Origin of the sequence: Aeromicrobium sp. Root495 (assembly GCF_001426755.1) — a bacterium.
Taxonomy (GTDB): domain Bacteria; phylum Actinomycetota; class Actinomycetes; order Propionibacteriales; family Nocardioidaceae; genus Aeromicrobium.
The window spans coordinates 348,038-363,388 of the sequence record NZ_LMFJ01000002.1 but is presented as its reverse complement, the minus strand read 5'-3'; the positions used below and the strand labels follow the sequence as shown (position 1 = coordinate 363,388).

General features: G+C 70.6%; 18 protein-coding genes. 4 read left to right on the top strand and 14 right to left on the bottom strand.

What is annotated here, in order from left to right; translation table 11 throughout:
- The 8 genes from ASD11_RS15855 to ASD11_RS15820 all read right to left on the bottom strand — a co-directional run bounded on the left by ASD11_RS15855 (position 1) and on the right by ASD11_RS15820 (position 6,331).
- Positions 1–807 carry a siderophore-interacting protein gene (locus ASD11_RS15855; protein ID WP_056289797.1) on the bottom strand — a complete coding sequence of 269 codons (807 nt, stop codon included), beginning with the start codon at positions 805–807 and terminating at the stop codon, positions 1–3.
- A gap of 30 nt (positions 808–837) precedes the next feature.
- Positions 838–1,659 (bottom strand): siderophore-interacting protein, encoded by an 822-nt coding sequence (locus tag ASD11_RS15850; protein WP_056289795.1) that lies wholly within the window; start codon positions 1,657–1,659, stop codon positions 838–840.
- Between the two features lie 56 nt (positions 1,660–1,715).
- Complete coding sequence (locus ASD11_RS15845) at positions 1,716–3,383, bottom strand: ABC transporter substrate-binding protein (RefSeq protein WP_056289792.1); 1,668 nt, start codon at positions 3,381–3,383, stop codon at positions 1,716–1,718.
- Between the two features lie 55 nt (positions 3,384–3,438).
- Positions 3,439–3,888, bottom strand: a complete 450-nt coding sequence (rplI, locus tag ASD11_RS15840) for a 50S ribosomal protein L9 (protein WP_056289791.1) — start codon at positions 3,886–3,888, stop codon at positions 3,439–3,441.
- A gap of 14 nt (positions 3,889–3,902) precedes the next feature.
- On the bottom strand, positions 3,903–4,139 hold the full coding sequence (gene rpsR / locus ASD11_RS15835; protein ID WP_056289786.1) for a 30S ribosomal protein S18: 237 nt from the start codon (positions 4,137–4,139) through the stop codon (positions 3,903–3,905).
- Positions 4,140–4,178: 39 nt separating this feature from the next.
- Positions 4,179–4,730: a single-stranded DNA-binding protein gene (locus ASD11_RS15830; protein WP_056289782.1), complete on the bottom strand. Its 552-nt coding sequence runs from the start codon at positions 4,728–4,730 to the stop codon at positions 4,179–4,181.
- A gap of 106 nt (positions 4,731–4,836) precedes the next feature.
- Positions 4,837–5,127: a 30S ribosomal protein S6 gene (gene rpsF / locus ASD11_RS15825; RefSeq protein WP_056289779.1), complete on the bottom strand. Its 291-nt coding sequence runs from the start codon at positions 5,125–5,127 to the stop codon at positions 4,837–4,839.
- A 130-nt stretch (positions 5,128–5,257) separates the two neighbouring features.
- Positions 5,258–6,331: an aldo/keto reductase gene (locus ASD11_RS15820; protein WP_056289777.1), complete on the bottom strand. Its 1,074-nt coding sequence runs from the start codon at positions 6,329–6,331 to the stop codon at positions 5,258–5,260.
- A 52-nt stretch (positions 6,332–6,383) separates the two neighbouring features.
- On the opposite strand from ASD11_RS15820, the gene ASD11_RS15815 reads away from it, so the two are divergent.
- Complete coding sequence (locus ASD11_RS15815) at positions 6,384–7,934, top strand: adenylate/guanylate cyclase domain-containing protein (RefSeq protein WP_056289774.1); 1,551 nt, start codon at positions 6,384–6,386, stop codon at positions 7,932–7,934.
- A 9-nt stretch (positions 7,935–7,943) separates the two neighbouring features.
- A complete protein-coding gene (locus ASD11_RS15810; protein WP_082554502.1) occupies positions 7,944–8,498 on the top strand; it encodes a hypothetical protein in 555 nt (184 codons plus the stop codon).
- Here the strand turns inward: ASD11_RS15810 and ASD11_RS15805 are convergent.
- Genes ASD11_RS15805 through ASD11_RS15795 form a run of 3 tightly spaced genes read right to left on the bottom strand, consistent with a single transcriptional unit; the run spans position 8,482 to position 11,914 of the window.
- Positions 8,482–9,354, bottom strand: a complete 873-nt coding sequence (locus tag ASD11_RS15805) for a transglutaminase family protein (RefSeq protein WP_200940193.1) — start codon at positions 9,352–9,354, stop codon at positions 8,482–8,484. The two genes, ASD11_RS15810 and ASD11_RS15805, sit on opposite strands and share 17 nt — an antisense overlap.
- Positions 9,351–10,277, bottom strand: a complete 927-nt coding sequence (locus ASD11_RS15800; protein ID WP_056289772.1) for an alpha-E domain-containing protein — start codon at positions 10,275–10,277, stop codon at positions 9,351–9,353. The genes ASD11_RS15805 and ASD11_RS15800 overlap by 4 nt, the downstream gene beginning before the upstream one ends.
- Positions 10,277–11,914, bottom strand: a complete 1,638-nt coding sequence (locus ASD11_RS15795; protein WP_235503378.1) for a circularly permuted type 2 ATP-grasp protein — start codon at positions 11,912–11,914, stop codon at positions 10,277–10,279. The genes ASD11_RS15800 and ASD11_RS15795 overlap by 1 nt, the downstream gene beginning before the upstream one ends.
- A 131-nt stretch (positions 11,915–12,045) precedes the next feature.
- Between ASD11_RS15795 and ASD11_RS15790 the strand changes: the two genes are divergently transcribed.
- Positions 12,046–12,513 (top strand): HNH endonuclease, encoded by a 468-nt coding sequence (locus tag ASD11_RS15790; RefSeq protein WP_056289767.1) that lies wholly within the window; start codon positions 12,046–12,048, stop codon positions 12,511–12,513.
- 30 nt (positions 12,514–12,543) lie between these two features.
- Here the strand turns inward: ASD11_RS15790 and ASD11_RS15785 are convergent, their stop codons facing one another.
- Genes ASD11_RS15785 through ASD11_RS15780 form a run of 3 tightly spaced genes read right to left on the bottom strand, consistent with a single transcriptional unit; the run spans position 12,544 to position 14,039 of the window.
- The gene (locus tag ASD11_RS15785; RefSeq protein ID WP_056289764.1) at positions 12,544–12,978 is read right to left on the bottom strand and encodes an SRPBCC family protein; all 435 of its coding nucleotides are present in this window, start codon (positions 12,976–12,978) and stop codon (positions 12,544–12,546) included.
- Complete coding sequence (locus tag ASD11_RS18305) at positions 12,971–13,120, bottom strand: hypothetical protein (protein ID WP_156464845.1); 150 nt, start codon at positions 13,118–13,120, stop codon at positions 12,971–12,973. Before ASD11_RS18305 ends, ASD11_RS15785 begins: the two co-directional genes overlap by 8 nt.
- 37 nt (positions 13,121–13,157) lie before the next feature.
- A complete protein-coding gene (locus tag ASD11_RS15780) occupies positions 13,158–14,039 on the bottom strand; it encodes a siderophore-interacting protein (RefSeq protein ID WP_056289761.1) in 882 nt (293 codons plus the stop codon).
- A 108-nt stretch (positions 14,040–14,147) separates the two neighbouring features.
- Between ASD11_RS15780 and ASD11_RS15775 the strand changes: the two genes are divergently transcribed.
- Complete coding sequence (locus ASD11_RS15775; RefSeq protein ID WP_056290452.1) at positions 14,148–15,287, top strand: lipid II:glycine glycyltransferase FemX; 1,140 nt, start codon at positions 14,148–14,150, stop codon at positions 15,285–15,287.
- The last annotated feature ends 64 nt before the right edge of the window (positions 15,288–15,351 follow it).

Genomic DNA, 15,351 nt, shown 5'->3' with positions numbered 1-15,351 from the left:
TCAGCGGCGCCAGTAGCCGGAGACGTCGAGGCAGTCGCGCGGGACGTGACGCTCGGTGCGCCAGAACGTGCGCACGGCGCGGGCGGCCGAGGACTCGCCCGCCATCCAGGCGTAGACCTCGCCGTCCCACCAGGTGGCGTCGCGCACGGCATCGGCGAGCAAGGTCGTGGCACCGGCCTCCGCGCCGTCGCGGTGCAACCAGGTGACGTGGGCGTCGGCCCGTGTCGGGAGCTCCTGCTCGTCGCCCGCGTCGGACACCTCGATGACGGCCTGCACCCGGGCGCCGGCCGGGAGCTCCTCGAGCAGCCGCCCGATGGCCGGGAGGGCCGTCTCGTCGCCCGCCACCATGAACCAGTCCACGTCGTGTGGAAGCGCCTGCCCGATGGTCGGGCCCGCGATCCAGGCCGGTGCACCCACGGTGGCCCGCTCGGCCCACCCGGCTGCGTTCCCGTGGCCGTGCCGCACGAAGTCGAGGTCGATCTCGCCGGCCGGCAGGTCGATCCGGCGCGGTGTGTAGTCCGACGCCGTCGGCCGGGTGCCCTCGGTGGTCCAGTCGAGCCCGTCGACCCGCTGGTGGGGCAGGACCGGGAGCTCGGCACCGTGCAACGGCACGAAGACCTTGACGTGGTCGTCGAAGCCCGGCGAGCTCAACGCCGGAAGGACCACCCCGTCGTGCTCGCGCTCGCGGAGCTCTTCACCGGCCAGCGTGATGCGTCGCATGCCCGGCGTCAGGTCACGGACCGCCGCCACGGTGAGGGCCCGAAGGACGGCGACGTGCGTCGTGGTCTCTCGTCGCAGCCTGGGCACAGGACGACCCTAGTAGGGCGGTTCGTCTGGCTAGCCCGCGACGCCGATCTTCCAGAAGCCGCAGAAGTTGACCCGGTCCTTCGCCAGGCCCCGGGCCACGAGGTGGCGACGGGTTCCTGTCGCGAGTCCGGACTCGCCCACCGCGAAGGCGTGCCACGTGGGTCGGACGTCGAGCTTCTCCACCTCGGCCAGGGCCTGGGCACCCGGTACGGCATCGGGCCCACGGACGATCCAGCGCTGCTCCACCCCGGGCGGACCGGGCAGGTCGAGCACGTCGTCGTCGGCCTGGACCTCCAGGACCGCGAGGCCCTGGGCGTCGTCGGGCAGAGACGCGAGCACACCGGCGACGGCCGGCACGCCCGTCTCGTCGGCCACGAGCAGCACGTCGTCCTGACCCACACCCGGGTCGAAGACGAGACCTTCGTCGACGATCCCGATCCAGTCGCCCTCGACGCACGTCTCGGCCCAGGAGGAGCCCGGTCCCGCCGTGCCGTCGGCGGCGCTTCCGTGCAGGACGAGGTCGATGTCGATCTCCGGGCCCTGCGGACCCTCGGCCCGGTACGCCCGGACCGTGTAGTTGCGCAGGACGGGCCGAATCTCCGCGTTGATGCGCAGGTACTTGAGGTAGCCGATCGTGCTGACCTTGTCGGGCAGCCGGTCGAGCGCCGCGTCGTCGGTCGTGGGGATGAAGAGCCGGAACCACTGGTCGTAGCCCATCGGCACGAAGTGCTCGATGGAGCCGCCACCCACGGTCACCCGCTGGAAGTGGGTGGAGATCCGCTCGGTGCGGAGCACCTGCAGCTTGATGAGTCGCGTGCGGTCCGGCTTCACGAGCTTGCTGGCCTTGGCCACGGTCGCCTCCTTCTTAAGGTAAGGCAACCCTAATGCACCTGCTTCTGAGCTCCGACTCAGTCCTTCTTCGTCGTGCGCAGGCCGACGCGGGTCCAGTCGACGGGGGCGAGGGCGTGGGCGCCGAGGTTGGCCACCTGCGGGCGCAGCGCCATGACCTGCGGGACCGCGAGCAAGGGGATGCTGACGTCGTCGTCGAGGAGGGCGTCATCGAGCTTCTGGACCGCCCTGGACCGGGCGGCGGTGTCGAGCTCCTCCGAGGCGGCGTCCCAGAGCTTGGCGTGGTCGTCGGCGACACCGGTGAAGTTGAGCGGCGAGTCCTTGGGACGGAAGCGCAGCTCGGCGGGGCGGACGCCGAGTGGCGTGCCGTCCCACGTGAGAAGCGTCAGGTCGAAGTCGAGGGGCAGCAGGACGTCGGTGTAGAACCGCTCGGCCGGCACGGTGGAGACCTCGACGACGACACCCACCGTCTTCAGCTGGGCCGCCAGGGCAGCAGCACGACTCGCGACCGTGGGCTCGTCGGCCGGGATGCGAAGCCTGAGCGTGAGCGGCTTCGACGCCGAGTAGCCGGCCTTGGCGAGCACCGCCTTCGCCCGGCTCCCGTCGGGCGAAGGCACCTGGCGGGCGCGGTAGCCGGGCTGGCCGGGCGCCACGAGCAGGCTGTCGGCCGTGGTGGCGAGCGTCCCGAGCCGCGCGGCCTGGGCCTTGGCGAGAGCCGGGCGGTCGAGCGCGAGCCGCAGGGCGCGTCGGACCTCGTCGTCGCGCAGGGCGCCCTGACCGGCGTTGAGCGTCAGCTGCGCGGTGCCCGTGCCCGAGGTGCGCCGCACGACGGTGTCGTCAGGGGCCCCCTTCAGGACGGAGCGCGCCGTCTCCTCGGTGAGGTCGACGGCGTCGAGCTCGCCGGCCACGAAGGCCTTGGCCGCGACGTCGGGCGCAGCGGTGCGGAACACGATCCGGTTCAGCCGTGGTGCGGCGCCCCACCAGCGCGGGTTGCGCACGAGCGTGATGGTGCCGGTCTTCTCGACGATGGAGCGCACGACGAACGGGCCGTTGGAGGACACGGCACGGCGCTTGAAGTAGTTGTTGAAGATCTTGGGGTCCTCGGAGACGACCGAGGCCAGGCGCGGGTAGACGTACAGGGGCCAGTCGGATCGGGGCTCGTCGAACACCACGCGGTACGAGAGCTTGCCGTCCTTGTCGACGTCCTCGATGTCGTCCCAGCCCTCGGAGGTCCCCACCTCGGCCTTGGACTCCGCGCCGCTCATGACCTTCCAGTACGCCTCCATGTCCGCGGAGGTGATGGGAGACCCGCCCTGCCAGACGGCCTCGGGGTTGAGCTTCACCTCGACGGTGAGCGGGTCCTCGTCGACGACCTCGACCGATCGCGCGTAGTCGGGGTCGGTCGACCAGGAGCCGTCGTCCTCCAGACGGACGGCGTTGCCGGCCGTCGGCTCGAGCACGCTGGCGGCGTCGCCGAGCAGCCCGTCGACCTGGACGGGGTTGAAGTTCTGCGGGAGCGACCGCACGGCCAGGCGAAGCGTGCCGCCGTCACGGACCGACGACAGCTTCGTGCGGTCGGTGTCGGTGACGGGCAGCTTCGTGACCCGGTCACGCGACCCCGATGCGACGGGCTCGTCGTCGGAGCCGAACAGCGAGCACCCGGTCACGAGGGTCGCCAGCATCACCGCGGCGACGCAGCGGTGGAGGCGGGTGCGGGGGGCACTCATGGTGGAAAAGGCGCGAGCGGGGCCCGGACGGATCCGGGCCCCGCTCTGCGGAGCCTTACTTGGAGGCGACCACGTTGAGGCGCACCTGGGCGACGACCTCGGGGTGGACGCGGACGCTGACCTCGTGCGAGCCGAGCGACTTGATGGGGTTGCCGGTCTCGATGCGACGCTTGTCGACCGTGACGCCGATGGCCGCGAGGGCCTCGGCGACATCGGTCACCGTGACGGCGCCGAAGAGACGGCCACCCTCACCGGCGCGGACCGAGACGTTGACGGCGTCGGCCTCGAGGCGGCCCTTGATCTGCTTGGCGTCCTCGAGGTCGTGCACGGCGTGCGCCTCGCGGGCAGCCTTGATGGACTCGACCTGCTTGGCCGCGCCCTTGCTCCAGCGGATGGCGACGTTACGCGGCAGCAGATAGTTGCGCGCGTATCCGTCCTTGACCTCGACGATGTCGCCGGGCTCTCCGAGGTTGGTGACCTCGTTCGTGAGGATGAGCTTTGCCATGATCTCTTCCTCTCTCAGCGGCTGCTGGACGTGTACGGCAGGAGCGCCATCTCGCGGGCGTTCTTGATGGCCTTGGCGATCTGACGCTGCTCCTGGACGCTGACACCGGTCACCCGGCGCGCGCGGATCTTGCCGCGGTCCGAGATGAACTTGCGCAGGAGCGCGGTGTCCTTGTAGTTGATCGTGGTGACGCCGGCGGCCGCGAGCGGGTTGCTCTTCTTCTTCGGCTTCCGGACAACGGGCTTAGCCATGGTTCTCCTTGAGGATCTTGCTCAAAAAACGGGTGGTGATCAGAAGGGGGGCTCTTCGGGCGAGCCGCCCCAGGCATCGTTCCCACCGGCGTTGCCGCCGGCCGCGGGCTGCGTGGACCACGGGTTGGCTGCCGCGCCGCCACCGGAGGGAGCGCTGCCCCCACCGAAGTCGCCGCCGCCGCCACCGCTGCCGCCACCGAAGCCGCCGCCACCGCCACCGCCGGAGCGGTTGGCCTTGGTGACCTTGGCCGTGGCGAAGCGCAGGGACGCACCCACCTCGTAGACGTTCATCTCGACGCTCGTGCCACGTCCGCCGTCCTGGCGCTCGTACTGACGCACGTTGAGTGCGCCCTGCACGATGACGTGCTGGCCCTTCTGCAGCGACTCTGCGACGTTCTCAGCCATCTGGCGCCACACCGAGCAGCGGATGAACAGCGGGTTGCCGTCCTTCCACTCGTTGGTCTGGCGGTCGAAGGAACGCGGGGTCGACGCCACGGTGAAGTTGGCGACGGCCGCACCGGACGGGGTGAACTTGAGCTCGGGGTCGTCCGTGATGTTGCCGACGACGGTGATGACGGTCTCGCCTGCCATGTCGGGGCCTTTCGAGAGGTGGGTGGTGGTCGATGCCAGTGAACCGCACGGTTCAGACGTCGCGGGCGACGTCGTCCACAAGCGGGCCTTGAATCAGGTCAGAGGACTACTTGACGTCCGGGCGCGTCACCTTGGTGCGCACGACGGACTCGTTGAGACCCAGCTGACGATCGAGCTCCTTGACCGTGGCGGGCTCGGCGGAGAGCTGCAGCACGGCGTAGATGCCTTCGTTCTTCTTGTTGATCTCGTAGGACAGGCGACGCTTGCCCCAGACGTCGACCTCGTCGACGGTTCCGCCGTCCTGACGGACCACGTTGAGGAAGGTCTCGAGGCTCGGAGCGACCGTGCGCTCATCGAGATCGGGATCCAGGATGACCATGACTTCGTACTGACGCAACGACAAGGTGCGTCCTCCTTCGGACTGAAGCGGCTGCAGACTTCTCTCTGCAACAGGAGGTGCTGCCGAGTGGCAACCGGACAAGTCTACGGGGATGCCAGGGCGAAAGGCCAATCCCCGCCCCCCGGCCTCACTCGACGACCGAGGAGACCTTCCAGATGTCGACGCCCTCCGTGGTGCCCGACAGCTCGTCGATGCGCGCGAGCTCATCGTCGCTGAACTCGACGTTGGCCGCGGCCGCGAGGTTCTCGTCGAGCTGCTCCACCGAGGAGGCGCCGATGAGGGCCGACGTGACCCCACCGGGACGCAGGGTCCACGACAGCGCCATCTGGGCGAGCGACTGCCCGCGCTCCTCGGCGATGGCGTTGAGTCCGCGCAGCCGCTCGACGTTCTCGGGCGTGAGCACGTCGTCGGTGAAGGAGCCCCGACGGCCGGAGCGCTCACCGGGCTCCTCGCCGAGGTACTTGCTCGTGAGCAGGCCCTGCGCGAGGGGCGAGAACCCGATGGATCCCAGCCCGTGCTCGTCGAGCACCGTGAGGAGACCGTCCTCGATCCAGCGGTTCACCATCGCGTAGGAGGGCTGGTGGATGACGAGCGGCGTGCCGAGCTCCTTGGCCACCGCCACGGCGCGGGCGGTGCGCTCGGGCGAGTAGGAGGAGATGCCGACGTAGAGGGCCTTGCCCTGGCGGACGGCGGTGTCGAGCGCGCCGATGGTCTCCTCGACGGGCGTGCCGGAGTCGGCCCGGTGCGAGTAGAAGATGTCGACGTGGTCGACGCTCATCCGCTGGAGCGACTCGTCGAGGCTGTTCAGGAGGTACTTGCGGCTGCCGAGCTTGCCGTAGGGACCGGGGTACATGTCCCAGCCGGCCTTGGACGACAGCACGAGCTCGTGACGGTAGGGCTTGAAGTCGGTCCGCATCATGCGGCCGAAGTTCTCCTCGGCCGAGCCGTAGGGCGGGCCGTAGTTGTTGGCGAGGTCGAAGTGCGTGATGCCTCGGTCGAACGCGTGACGCAGGACCTCGCGCTGGGTCTCGAACGGCCGGTCGTCGCCGAAGTTCCACCACAGGCCCAGCGAGATGGGGGGCAGGAGCAGGCCGCTCGTGCCCACTCGCCGGTAGTCCAGGTGGGTGTAACGATCCTCCGCGGCGACGTACGGACGGTGGGTCTCGGGCACGGGATCGGCGTAATAGCGCTCTTCGCTCATAGGATCGACGCTAGCGTCGGGGGCCACACCTCGCACGAACAGACGGGACGCCATGACGGAACAGCAGTCCTCGGCCTTCGGGTCCCTGCTGCTCGGGACGGCCGACCAGGGCACCCGCCGGCTCCGCGTCCGGGTCCAGGTGCTCCTGACCGTGCTCCTCATCGTGACCAACGTGGTGGGCGCCGTCGTGGTGGCCGCGCTCACCGTGGTGATCATCCCCGGCGAGGAGATCAACCACGAGTTCGGCATCGCGATGACCATCGCGACGCCCACCTACGTCCTCGTGGCCGTGCTGTTCGGCGCCACCTACGGCACCGTGAGCGCCATCCGCGGCCTGCGCTGGGCCATCGCCGAGGAGGACCCGACGGACGCGGAGCGCCGCGCCGCGCTCCGGCTCCCGTGGCGTCTCAGCGTCATGCAGGCCTCCTTGTGGGGCGTCGCGGCGGTGCTCTACACCGTCCTCGCGCTGCTGCTCCAGCCCAAGGCCGTCCTGAGCGTCGCCTTCGCGGTGGTCATCGCCGGTCTCGTGGTGAGCACCATCGCCTACCTCATCGCCGAGTTCGTCCTGCGCCCCGTCGCGGCCCAGGCCCTCGAGGGTCACGAGCACGTGCGGCCCTCCGGCATGGGCGTGCAGCGTCGCCTGCTCATCTTCTGGGGCCTCGGCACCGCGGCACCCGTCCTCGGGCTCGTCGTGGGTGCGCTCGTGGTCCTCACGTTCCCCGAGGCGTCGTCCAACCAGTTCGCGATCGTCGTCCTCGGGCTCGCCGGCGTCATCCTGCTGTTCGGCCTGCTCGTCACCGCGCTCACCGCCCGCTCCGTCGTCAACCCGCTGCGCTCGGTCACCGACGCGCTCCCGCAGGTGCGCGACGGCAGCTACGACACCGAGGTCGTGGTCTACGACGGCACGGAGCTCGGCATGCTCCAGGCCGGCTTCAACGACATGGTCGCGGGGCTCCGTGAGCGCGAGGCCATCCGTGACATGTTCGGACGTCACGTCGGTCGCGAGGTGGCCGAGGCCGCCTCGCGCGGCGACGTCGAGCTGGGCGGGGAGACGCGCTTCGTCTCCGTCCTCTTCGTCGACCTCGTCTCGTCCACGACCTACGCCACGGAGCACTCGCCCACCGAGGTCGTGGGCGTGCTCAACCGGTTCTTCGGGGTCGTGGTGGAGGAGGTGGCGGCGCACCAAGGGCTCGTCAACAAGTTCATGGGCGACGCCGTGCTGGCCATCTTCGGTGCCCCCGTCGACCTGCCCGATCACGCCGAGCGCGCGCTGTCCGCGGCCCGGACCATGGCGACCCGCCTGGCCGCCGAGGTGCCCGAGGTGGGAGCCGGCATCGGAGTGGCCACCGGCGAGGTCGTGGCCGGGAACATCGGCGACACCACACGATTCGAGTACACCGTGATCGGCGACGCCGTGAACTCCGCGTCGCGCCTCACCGACCTGGCCAAGAAGGTGCCCGGGCAGCTCCTCGTGATGCAGGAGACGGTCGACAAGGCCGGCGACGACGAGGCCGGCCACTGGGTCGCCTCGGAGCCGGTCACCCTGCGCGGGCGCGCCGAGGCCACCCAGGTGGCCGTGCTGGCCGAAGGGCCTCGTCCGTAGCCTGGCGGCGTGGAGATCCTCGAGCTCGTCGTCTCGCCGGGCCACCGGTACGCCGGCCGCCCGACCGATGGCGTCGCGCCCATGGGCGAGGGCGTCGACGAGGCGCCCACCCGGGTCGACGTCCGGGCGCACCGCGGGATCGTCGGCGACCGGTACTTCGGCGCCCGGCACCGCCGGGCGGCGGTGACCTTCGTCAGCCGTGAGGAGCTGGAGTCCGTGCTCGTGCCCCTGGGTGTGGAGACCGTGGACACCCGCCTGGCCCGGCGCAACGTGGTGCTCTCCGGCGTGGACGTGGAGTCGCTGCTCCACACGACCTTCACGATCGACGCAGGACACGGTCCCGCCCGGTTCCGCTCGCTCACCCGCGCCAACCCCTGCGCCTGGATGGACGTCGTGTACGCCGAGGGCTCGCACCGCGGCCTGCGTCGGCACGCGGGCATCCGCACCGAGCCGCTCGACGACGGGGTGCTGGAGGTCGGTCCCGTCCGTCTGCTCGACGTCGTGCCGCTGAGCCCCGAGGAGCTTCCCCGGCGTCGTGGCCGCAGCGTCAGCGCAGGCGCGTGATCTCGACGTTCACGAAGAGCTCGGACTCGCCCTGCGTGGAGTAGATGCCGCGCAGGGGCGGGATGTCGGCGTAGTCGCGACCGCGTCCGACGATGACGTGCCGCGCCCCGGGGGTGATGGCGTTGGTCGGGTCGTGGGCGACCCAGTCGCCGTCCCACCACTCGACCCACGCGTGCGACTCGCCCTCCACCGTCTCCCCGACGACGGGGTCGGTGGACGGGTGCAGGTAGCCCGAGACGTAGCGGGCCGGGATGCGCGCCCAGCGCAGGGCGCCCACCACGAGGTGGGCCATGTCCTGGCAGACGCCGGCTCCTGCGGCCCAGGCGTCGCTCGCCGTGGAGGACACCTCGGTGGCACCCGGCAGGTAGGTGATGCGCTCGTGGACCAGGTCGGAGACAGCGGTGGCGTAGGCACCGGGCGTCCCGGACGCTGCCCGGAGGCGCTCCAGCTCGGGGACGAGGTCGGCCGGCGGCTCGACCCAACGCGACGCGACGAGGTACTCGCACCACTCGTCCTGCACCGCGGCGAGGTCGTCCCACGCCACCTCCCCGGGCTCCTGCGTGTGGGCCGACGTCTCGACCGTGCTGGTGGAGACGACCGAGAGGGTCTCGTGCGGCTCGTGCACCTCGAAGCTCGTGACGGTGCTGCCCCAGTAGTCGCGGTACTCCACGGACCAGGCCGTGGGCGTGACGTCGAGCCGTGAGCGCAGCACGTACTGGTCGCTCGTGGTGAGGGGCGTCATACGCGCCTCGTTGTACGACGCCGCCGCCCCCTCGGCGTACTGGTACCCCGTGGTGTGACGGATGCGGAGCTGCATCGACTCGGGCCGTCCGGTCCCGGTGCTCGCCTGGTTCACAGGAGCACCCCGCCGGTCCAGGCGTGGGACTCCGCGCGGGAGAAGTACCGGGTGCTCACGGCGTCGCTCGCGGCGGCGCAGCTGCGCTGGATGCGTTCCATCTCGGTGGGCATCTCCTCGATGATCTCGGTGAGGGGGCGGTACTCGAGCTCGGTGCGGGCCCGGCCCAGGAGTCGCTGGGCCTCGTCCGTGAAGCCCGACCGCTGGCCGCGCGCCTCCAGCCGGCCCAGCGCACGCTCGGCCTCGAGGAGCGAGCTGACGACCGAGCGCGGGAACCAGCGGTCGAGGAGCAGGAACTCCGCGGCCTGGCGGTCGCCGTCGAGCCCGCGGTAGGCGCGGATGAAGGCCTCGTAAGCTCCGCAGGCCCGCAGCGTGGTGGGCCAGGCCAGCTGGGCACCCGCCGCGAGGGCCGCCGTGGAGAGCAGGCGGGCGGTCATGTCGACCCGCTCGATGCTCCGCCCCAGCATGAAGAAGTTCCAGCCCTCGTCGCGCGTCATGGTGGAGTCGGCGATGCCGTTGATCATGGCGGCCCGGTTGCGCACCCAGGCGAAGAGGTCGGGCGCACGCTTGGAGCGGGCGGCCGGCAGACCGCGCCACGTGGTGTTGATGGCCGTCCACATGTCGGTGGAGAGCGTCTCTCGGGCGCCGCGGGCGCTCTCGCGGGCGGCGTCGATGGCCGCAGCGATGGAGGTGCCCGAGTCGGGGTTGTGAGCCAGGAGGTCGAGGATGGTCCAGCGGTTCACGGTGCCGGAGTAGTCGTCGACCCCCATGACCTGGAGCAGCTGCTCGCACGAGGTGGCCTCGTCGATGGAGGGGTCCTCGACGAGGACCTGCAGCTGGACGTCGAGGATGCGGGCGGTGTCGTCGGCCCGCTCGAGGTAGCGGCCGATCCAGAAGAGCGACTCACCGATGCGGCTCAGCATCAGGCCACCTCCCCGTCCTGGCTCTGGGACTGCTGCTGGGTCTGGCTCTGGCGCGTCTGCTCCTGCGTCCGGCCCTGTGCCTGGCTCTGGGTCTGGGTGACGCGCGGGATCTCGCCGGTCTCGTCGGAGGCGCTGCGGGCGCGCTTGGCCTTCTCGGCCTCCTCGTCCTCGTCGACGGTGTCCTTGGGGTCGGCCGGGACGAACGGGTCGGCCAGCACCCAGGTGTCCTTGGACCCTCCGCCGCGGCTGGAGTTCACGATGAGCTCGCCCTCCGGGAGCGCCACGCGGGTCAGACCGCCGGGCAGGACGTAGACGTCGTCGCCGTCGTTGACGGCGAACGGACGGAGGTCGACGTGGCGCGGGCGGATGCCCTTCTCCACGAGCGTGGGGACCGTGGAGAGCGAGATGACCGGCTGGGCGATCCAGGCGCGGGGGTCCGCGTGGATCTTGCCGCGCAGCTCGTCGAGCTCCTCGCGGGAGGCGGCGGGGCCGATCACGATGCCCTTGCCTCCGGACCCGTCGACCGGCTTGAGGACCAGCTCGTCGAGCCGGTCGAGCACCTCCTCGCGCTGCTCCGCCTCGCCCAGGCGCCAGGTGTCGACGTTCTGGAGGATGGGCTCCTCGTTGAGGTAGTACCGGATGAGGTCGGGCACGTACGTGTAGATGAGCTTGTCGTCGGCGACACCGTTGCCCACCGCGTTGGCGATGGTGACCGTGCCGGCCCGCGCCGCGTTGATGAGTCCCGGCACGCCGAGCACCGACTCGGGGAAGAACTGCATCGGGTCGAGGAACTCGTCGTCGATGCGGCGGTAGATGACGTGCACCGGCTCCAGGCCACGCGTGGTGCGCATGAGCACCCGGCCCTGCCGGCACACGAGGTCGCGCCCCTCGACGAGCTCGACGCCCATCGTGCGCGCGAGCAGCGTGTGCTCGAAGTAGGCGGAGTTGAAGACGCCGGGGGTGAGGACCACGACGGTGGGGTCGCTCACGCCCGACGGCGCTGCGGCGCGCAGGGCCGCGAGCAGGTTGCGCGAGTACTGCTGGACCGGCCGGATGCGGTGGTCGGCGAAGACCTCGGGGAGCGCGGCCGACATGGCCGGCCGGTTGGTCATGACGTAGGAGACGCCGGAGGGGACGCGGCAGTTGTCCTCGAGCACCCGGAACTCACCGTTGCCGTCGCGGATGAGGTCGATGCCCGAGATGTGCACGCGCACGCCGTTGGGAGGCTCGATGCCGCTCACGACCCGGTGGTAGTGCGGCGAGGTGAGGACGGTCTCCCGCGGGACCACGCCGTCGGCGAACACCTCGCCCGGTCCGTAGACGTCGGCCAGGAAGGCCTCGAGGGCCTTGACCCGCTGCCGGACACCGGTGTCGACGTGCCGCCAGTCGGCGGCCTCGATGATGCGCGGCACGATGTCGAGCGGGAAGGGCCGCTCCTCGCCGCCGACGCCGAACGTGACCCCCTGCTCGAGGTAGGCCGAGGCGAGCGAGTCGGCGCGCAGCCGGATCTCGTCGTCACCCATGGCCGAGAACGCCGCGTGGACGGCCTGGTACTCCGACCTGACCTCCGCACCGCCGTACATCTCGTCGAACCCCGACACCGGACCGTAGTCGTCGAACAGGTGCGTCTCAGTCACGTCTTCACCTTAGGTCGGCGATGTCTCCTGGATGTTTCGCGCTCGTCCCTTGATATCCAATCGCGCCGACTCCCGCGAGTTCTGAGGCTTCAACGGCTAGCCTGGCTCCAGTACGCCGAAAGGTCGTAGCGATGACTGATGGCTCCGTGCTGGTCCTCAATGCCAGCTATGAACCCCTGCAACGCGTGTCGCTGCGCCACGCCATCAAGATGCTGGTGCGCGAGGTGGCCGTCGTCGAGGAGAGCGACGACGAGTCGTTCGGGCCGTTCCCGCGTCCGCGGGTCCTGCGGCTCGTGAAGTACGTCGTGGCGCGGTGGATCCACCGCCGCGGACACCTGTGCACCAAGTCGGCCATCAAGGCTCGCGACCGGTCGTGCGCCTACTGCGGCGGGTCGGCCGAGACCGTCGACCACGTGGTGCCGCGGAGCCGCGGAGGCGGTCTCACGTGGGAGAACGCCGTGGCGGCGTGCCTGCGCTGCAACCATCGCAAGGCCGACCGGACCCCGGAGGAGGCGGGCATGGTGCTGCGGTTCGTGCCGGCTCCCCCCTCGCCCGGACTGGCCTGGCTGCCCCCGGCGCTCACGCAGCCAGCGGGCTGAGCCAGGTCAGAGGGCCGGCCACATCACCGGTCAGCCGAGCTTCGCGAGCGCCTTCTCGAGGCTCTCGGCCGTGTCGTCGCCCAGCTTCTTGAGTGCGGGCGGCAGGAGGAACTCGCCCAGCTTGGCGGCGCCCTGCGGCATGAACTCCGCGTGATAGGTGACCTTGGTGCCCTCGGGCACAGACTCGAACGTCATGGTGTCGAGGAGCTCGACGCCCGTGGCCTTGCCGCGCAGCTGGAAGAGCTGGTCGGGGACGACCTGCTCCACCGTGTACTCCACCTCGGTCTCGTGACCCAGGATCTTGGAGACGTTGCGGTACACGGTGCCGGGTCCGCCGTCGCCGCTCTCACGCGTCGTCCTGACGGTGGGTGGGTCCCACTCCTCGGTGTTCGTGAAGTCCGAGAGGTAGGTGAACACGGTGGAGAGGGGCGCCGTCGTGGTGACCGTGCGCTCGACGTCAGGCATGGGCGCCTGCCTCGATCACTTCGGTGCCGGGCTCGACAGCCCGGTCCAGCGGCTGCGTGGACTCGGTGGGCGGGTCCGCCTCCTCCTGGGAGGTGCCGGTGTCGGGATCGGGCGCGGGCGCTTCTTCGGGCTGAGCAGTCATGCCAGGCACGTACCCCGCAGCGCACGGACCATGCGCCCTAGAGGCCGACGCGCTCGTAGATGTCGTCGAGGGCATCGAGGTAGGCGCCCTCGTCGTCGCCCACGGACCGCTGCACCTCGGCCGCCTCGGCAATGACCTCGTCGGCCACCTCCTCGTAGCGGGCGAGCCACTTCTCGGCGTCGACCTGCCAGTAGCCGCACGTGTAGAAGTCGGACTGCGGCCAGCCGAGCGTGCGGCGCAGGTGGCGGCGCACGGTGCGGCTGGAGCGGGCCTCGCCCGCGAGCCAGACGTAGCGTGGGCCCTCGGCGGGCAGCTCGGCCTCGAGCACGGCGGCGGCCAGGGCGTCGGAGACGTCGACCACGCGGTCCACCACCACCCACCGCACGGAGACGTCGGCGAGGCTCGGCAGGGCGATCTGGTCGGCGGCGTCGGTCAGCACCACGACGACGTCGGCCCGCTGGTCGGGACCGAGGCACCGCAGGATGCGCGCCAGGGCCGGGAGACCCGTGATGTCGCAGACCAGGAGCTGCCAGGCGACGTCGGCGGCGGCCTTGTACAGCCCGTGCGGCTCGACGATGCCCACCCGCTGACCCGCGGCGCAGGTGCGGGCCCAGTCCGAGCCGACACCCTCGTCGTGGAGCGCGACGTCGAGGTCGACCTCGACCCGTCCCTCGACCATCCGGTGGTCGGAGATCGTGTACACCCGCGCCGCCGGCTCCACCGTTCCTTCGGGATAGGTCCAGGAGTAGTCGTCGCCGATCTGGGGGAGCACGAGCTCCTCTCCGGCAGCCGGGATGAGGATCCGGACGTACTCGTCGGGGATGCCGGTGGTGGGGAACGCGTCCAGACCCAGCGTGATGGTGACCAGGTGCGGCGACAGCTGCTTGCGGCTGCGGACCGTGGCGGCGTACGTGTTCACGGGAGACCTTCCCTCGACTGCGTGGTGGCATCGGCGTCCTGCACCGTGTTAGGACAGCCTAACTGATGGCCGGCGGGCGCAGCACAGGTCCGTTGGTAGCCTCGGGTGGTGACGTCAGCCCAGCTCGTGGTCCGGACCATCGACGCCGCCGAGCACCGACGCTTCGTCGACTCGCGGCCGTCGGTCAGCTTCCTCCAGACTCCCGCGTGGGCCGAGGTGAAGCGGGAGTGGCGGGGCGAGTCCGTGGGCTGGTTCCAGGGTGATCGCCTGGTCGGCTCCGCGCTCGTCCTCTACCGCCAGGTGCCCAAGGTGAAGCGCTACCTGGCCTACCTGCCCGAGGGTCCCGACATCGACTGGACCGACCCCGACCTCGGCGCGTGGCTGAGCCCGCTCGCCCAGCACCTCACGAAGCAGGGCGCTTTCGGCATCCGCATCGGCCCGCCCGTCGTCACACGTCGGTGGCACGCCGGCACGGTCAAGCAGGCTGTCGCCGACCCTGCGCTCGGCACGCTCTCCGACGTCCCCGCCGACGTCCTCGACGAGGATGCCCTCGCCGTGGCCGGCCGTCTGAGCAGCCTGGGCTGGTCCGAGCTCCCCACTGAGGGTGGGTTCTCCGCCGGCCAGCCCAAGTACAACTTCCAGCTACCGCTGGCGCACGACGACGGAACCCCCAAGACCGAGGACGAGGTCCTCGCCGGGATGAACCAGCTCTGGCGCCGCAACATCAAGAAGGCGGCCAAGGCCGGCGTCGAGGTCACCCTCGGCAGCCGCGAGCAGCTGGCCGACTTCCACCGCGTCTACACCGAGACCGCCGAGCGCGACCACTTCACGCCGCGACCGCTCCACTACTTCGAGACGATGTGGGACGCGCTCAACGGCGAGGACCCGAGTCGCATGGCGCTCTACCTCGCGCACCACGAGGGCGACCTCGTCGCCGCCACCACGCTCGTGCGCGTGGGGCAGCACGCCTGGTACTCGTACGGCGCGTCCACGACGGCCAAGCGCGACGTCCGCGGCTCCAACGCCGTGCAGTGGCAGATGATGCGCGACGCCCTTGCGGCCGGTGCCACCGTCTACGACCTGCGCGGCATCACCGACACCCTCGACGCCGACGACTCGCACGTGGGTCTCATCCAGTTCAAGGTGGGAACGGGCGGCGAGGCGGTGGAGTACCTCGGGGAGTGGGACCTCCCGCTCAACCGCGTGCTGCACCGCGCGTTCACGCTATACATGAAGCGCCGAGGCTAGGGAGAGCTGCGCATGAGCGAGCGCCAGCGAGCGAACCATGAGGGACTCATGCCGTCGCTCTCGA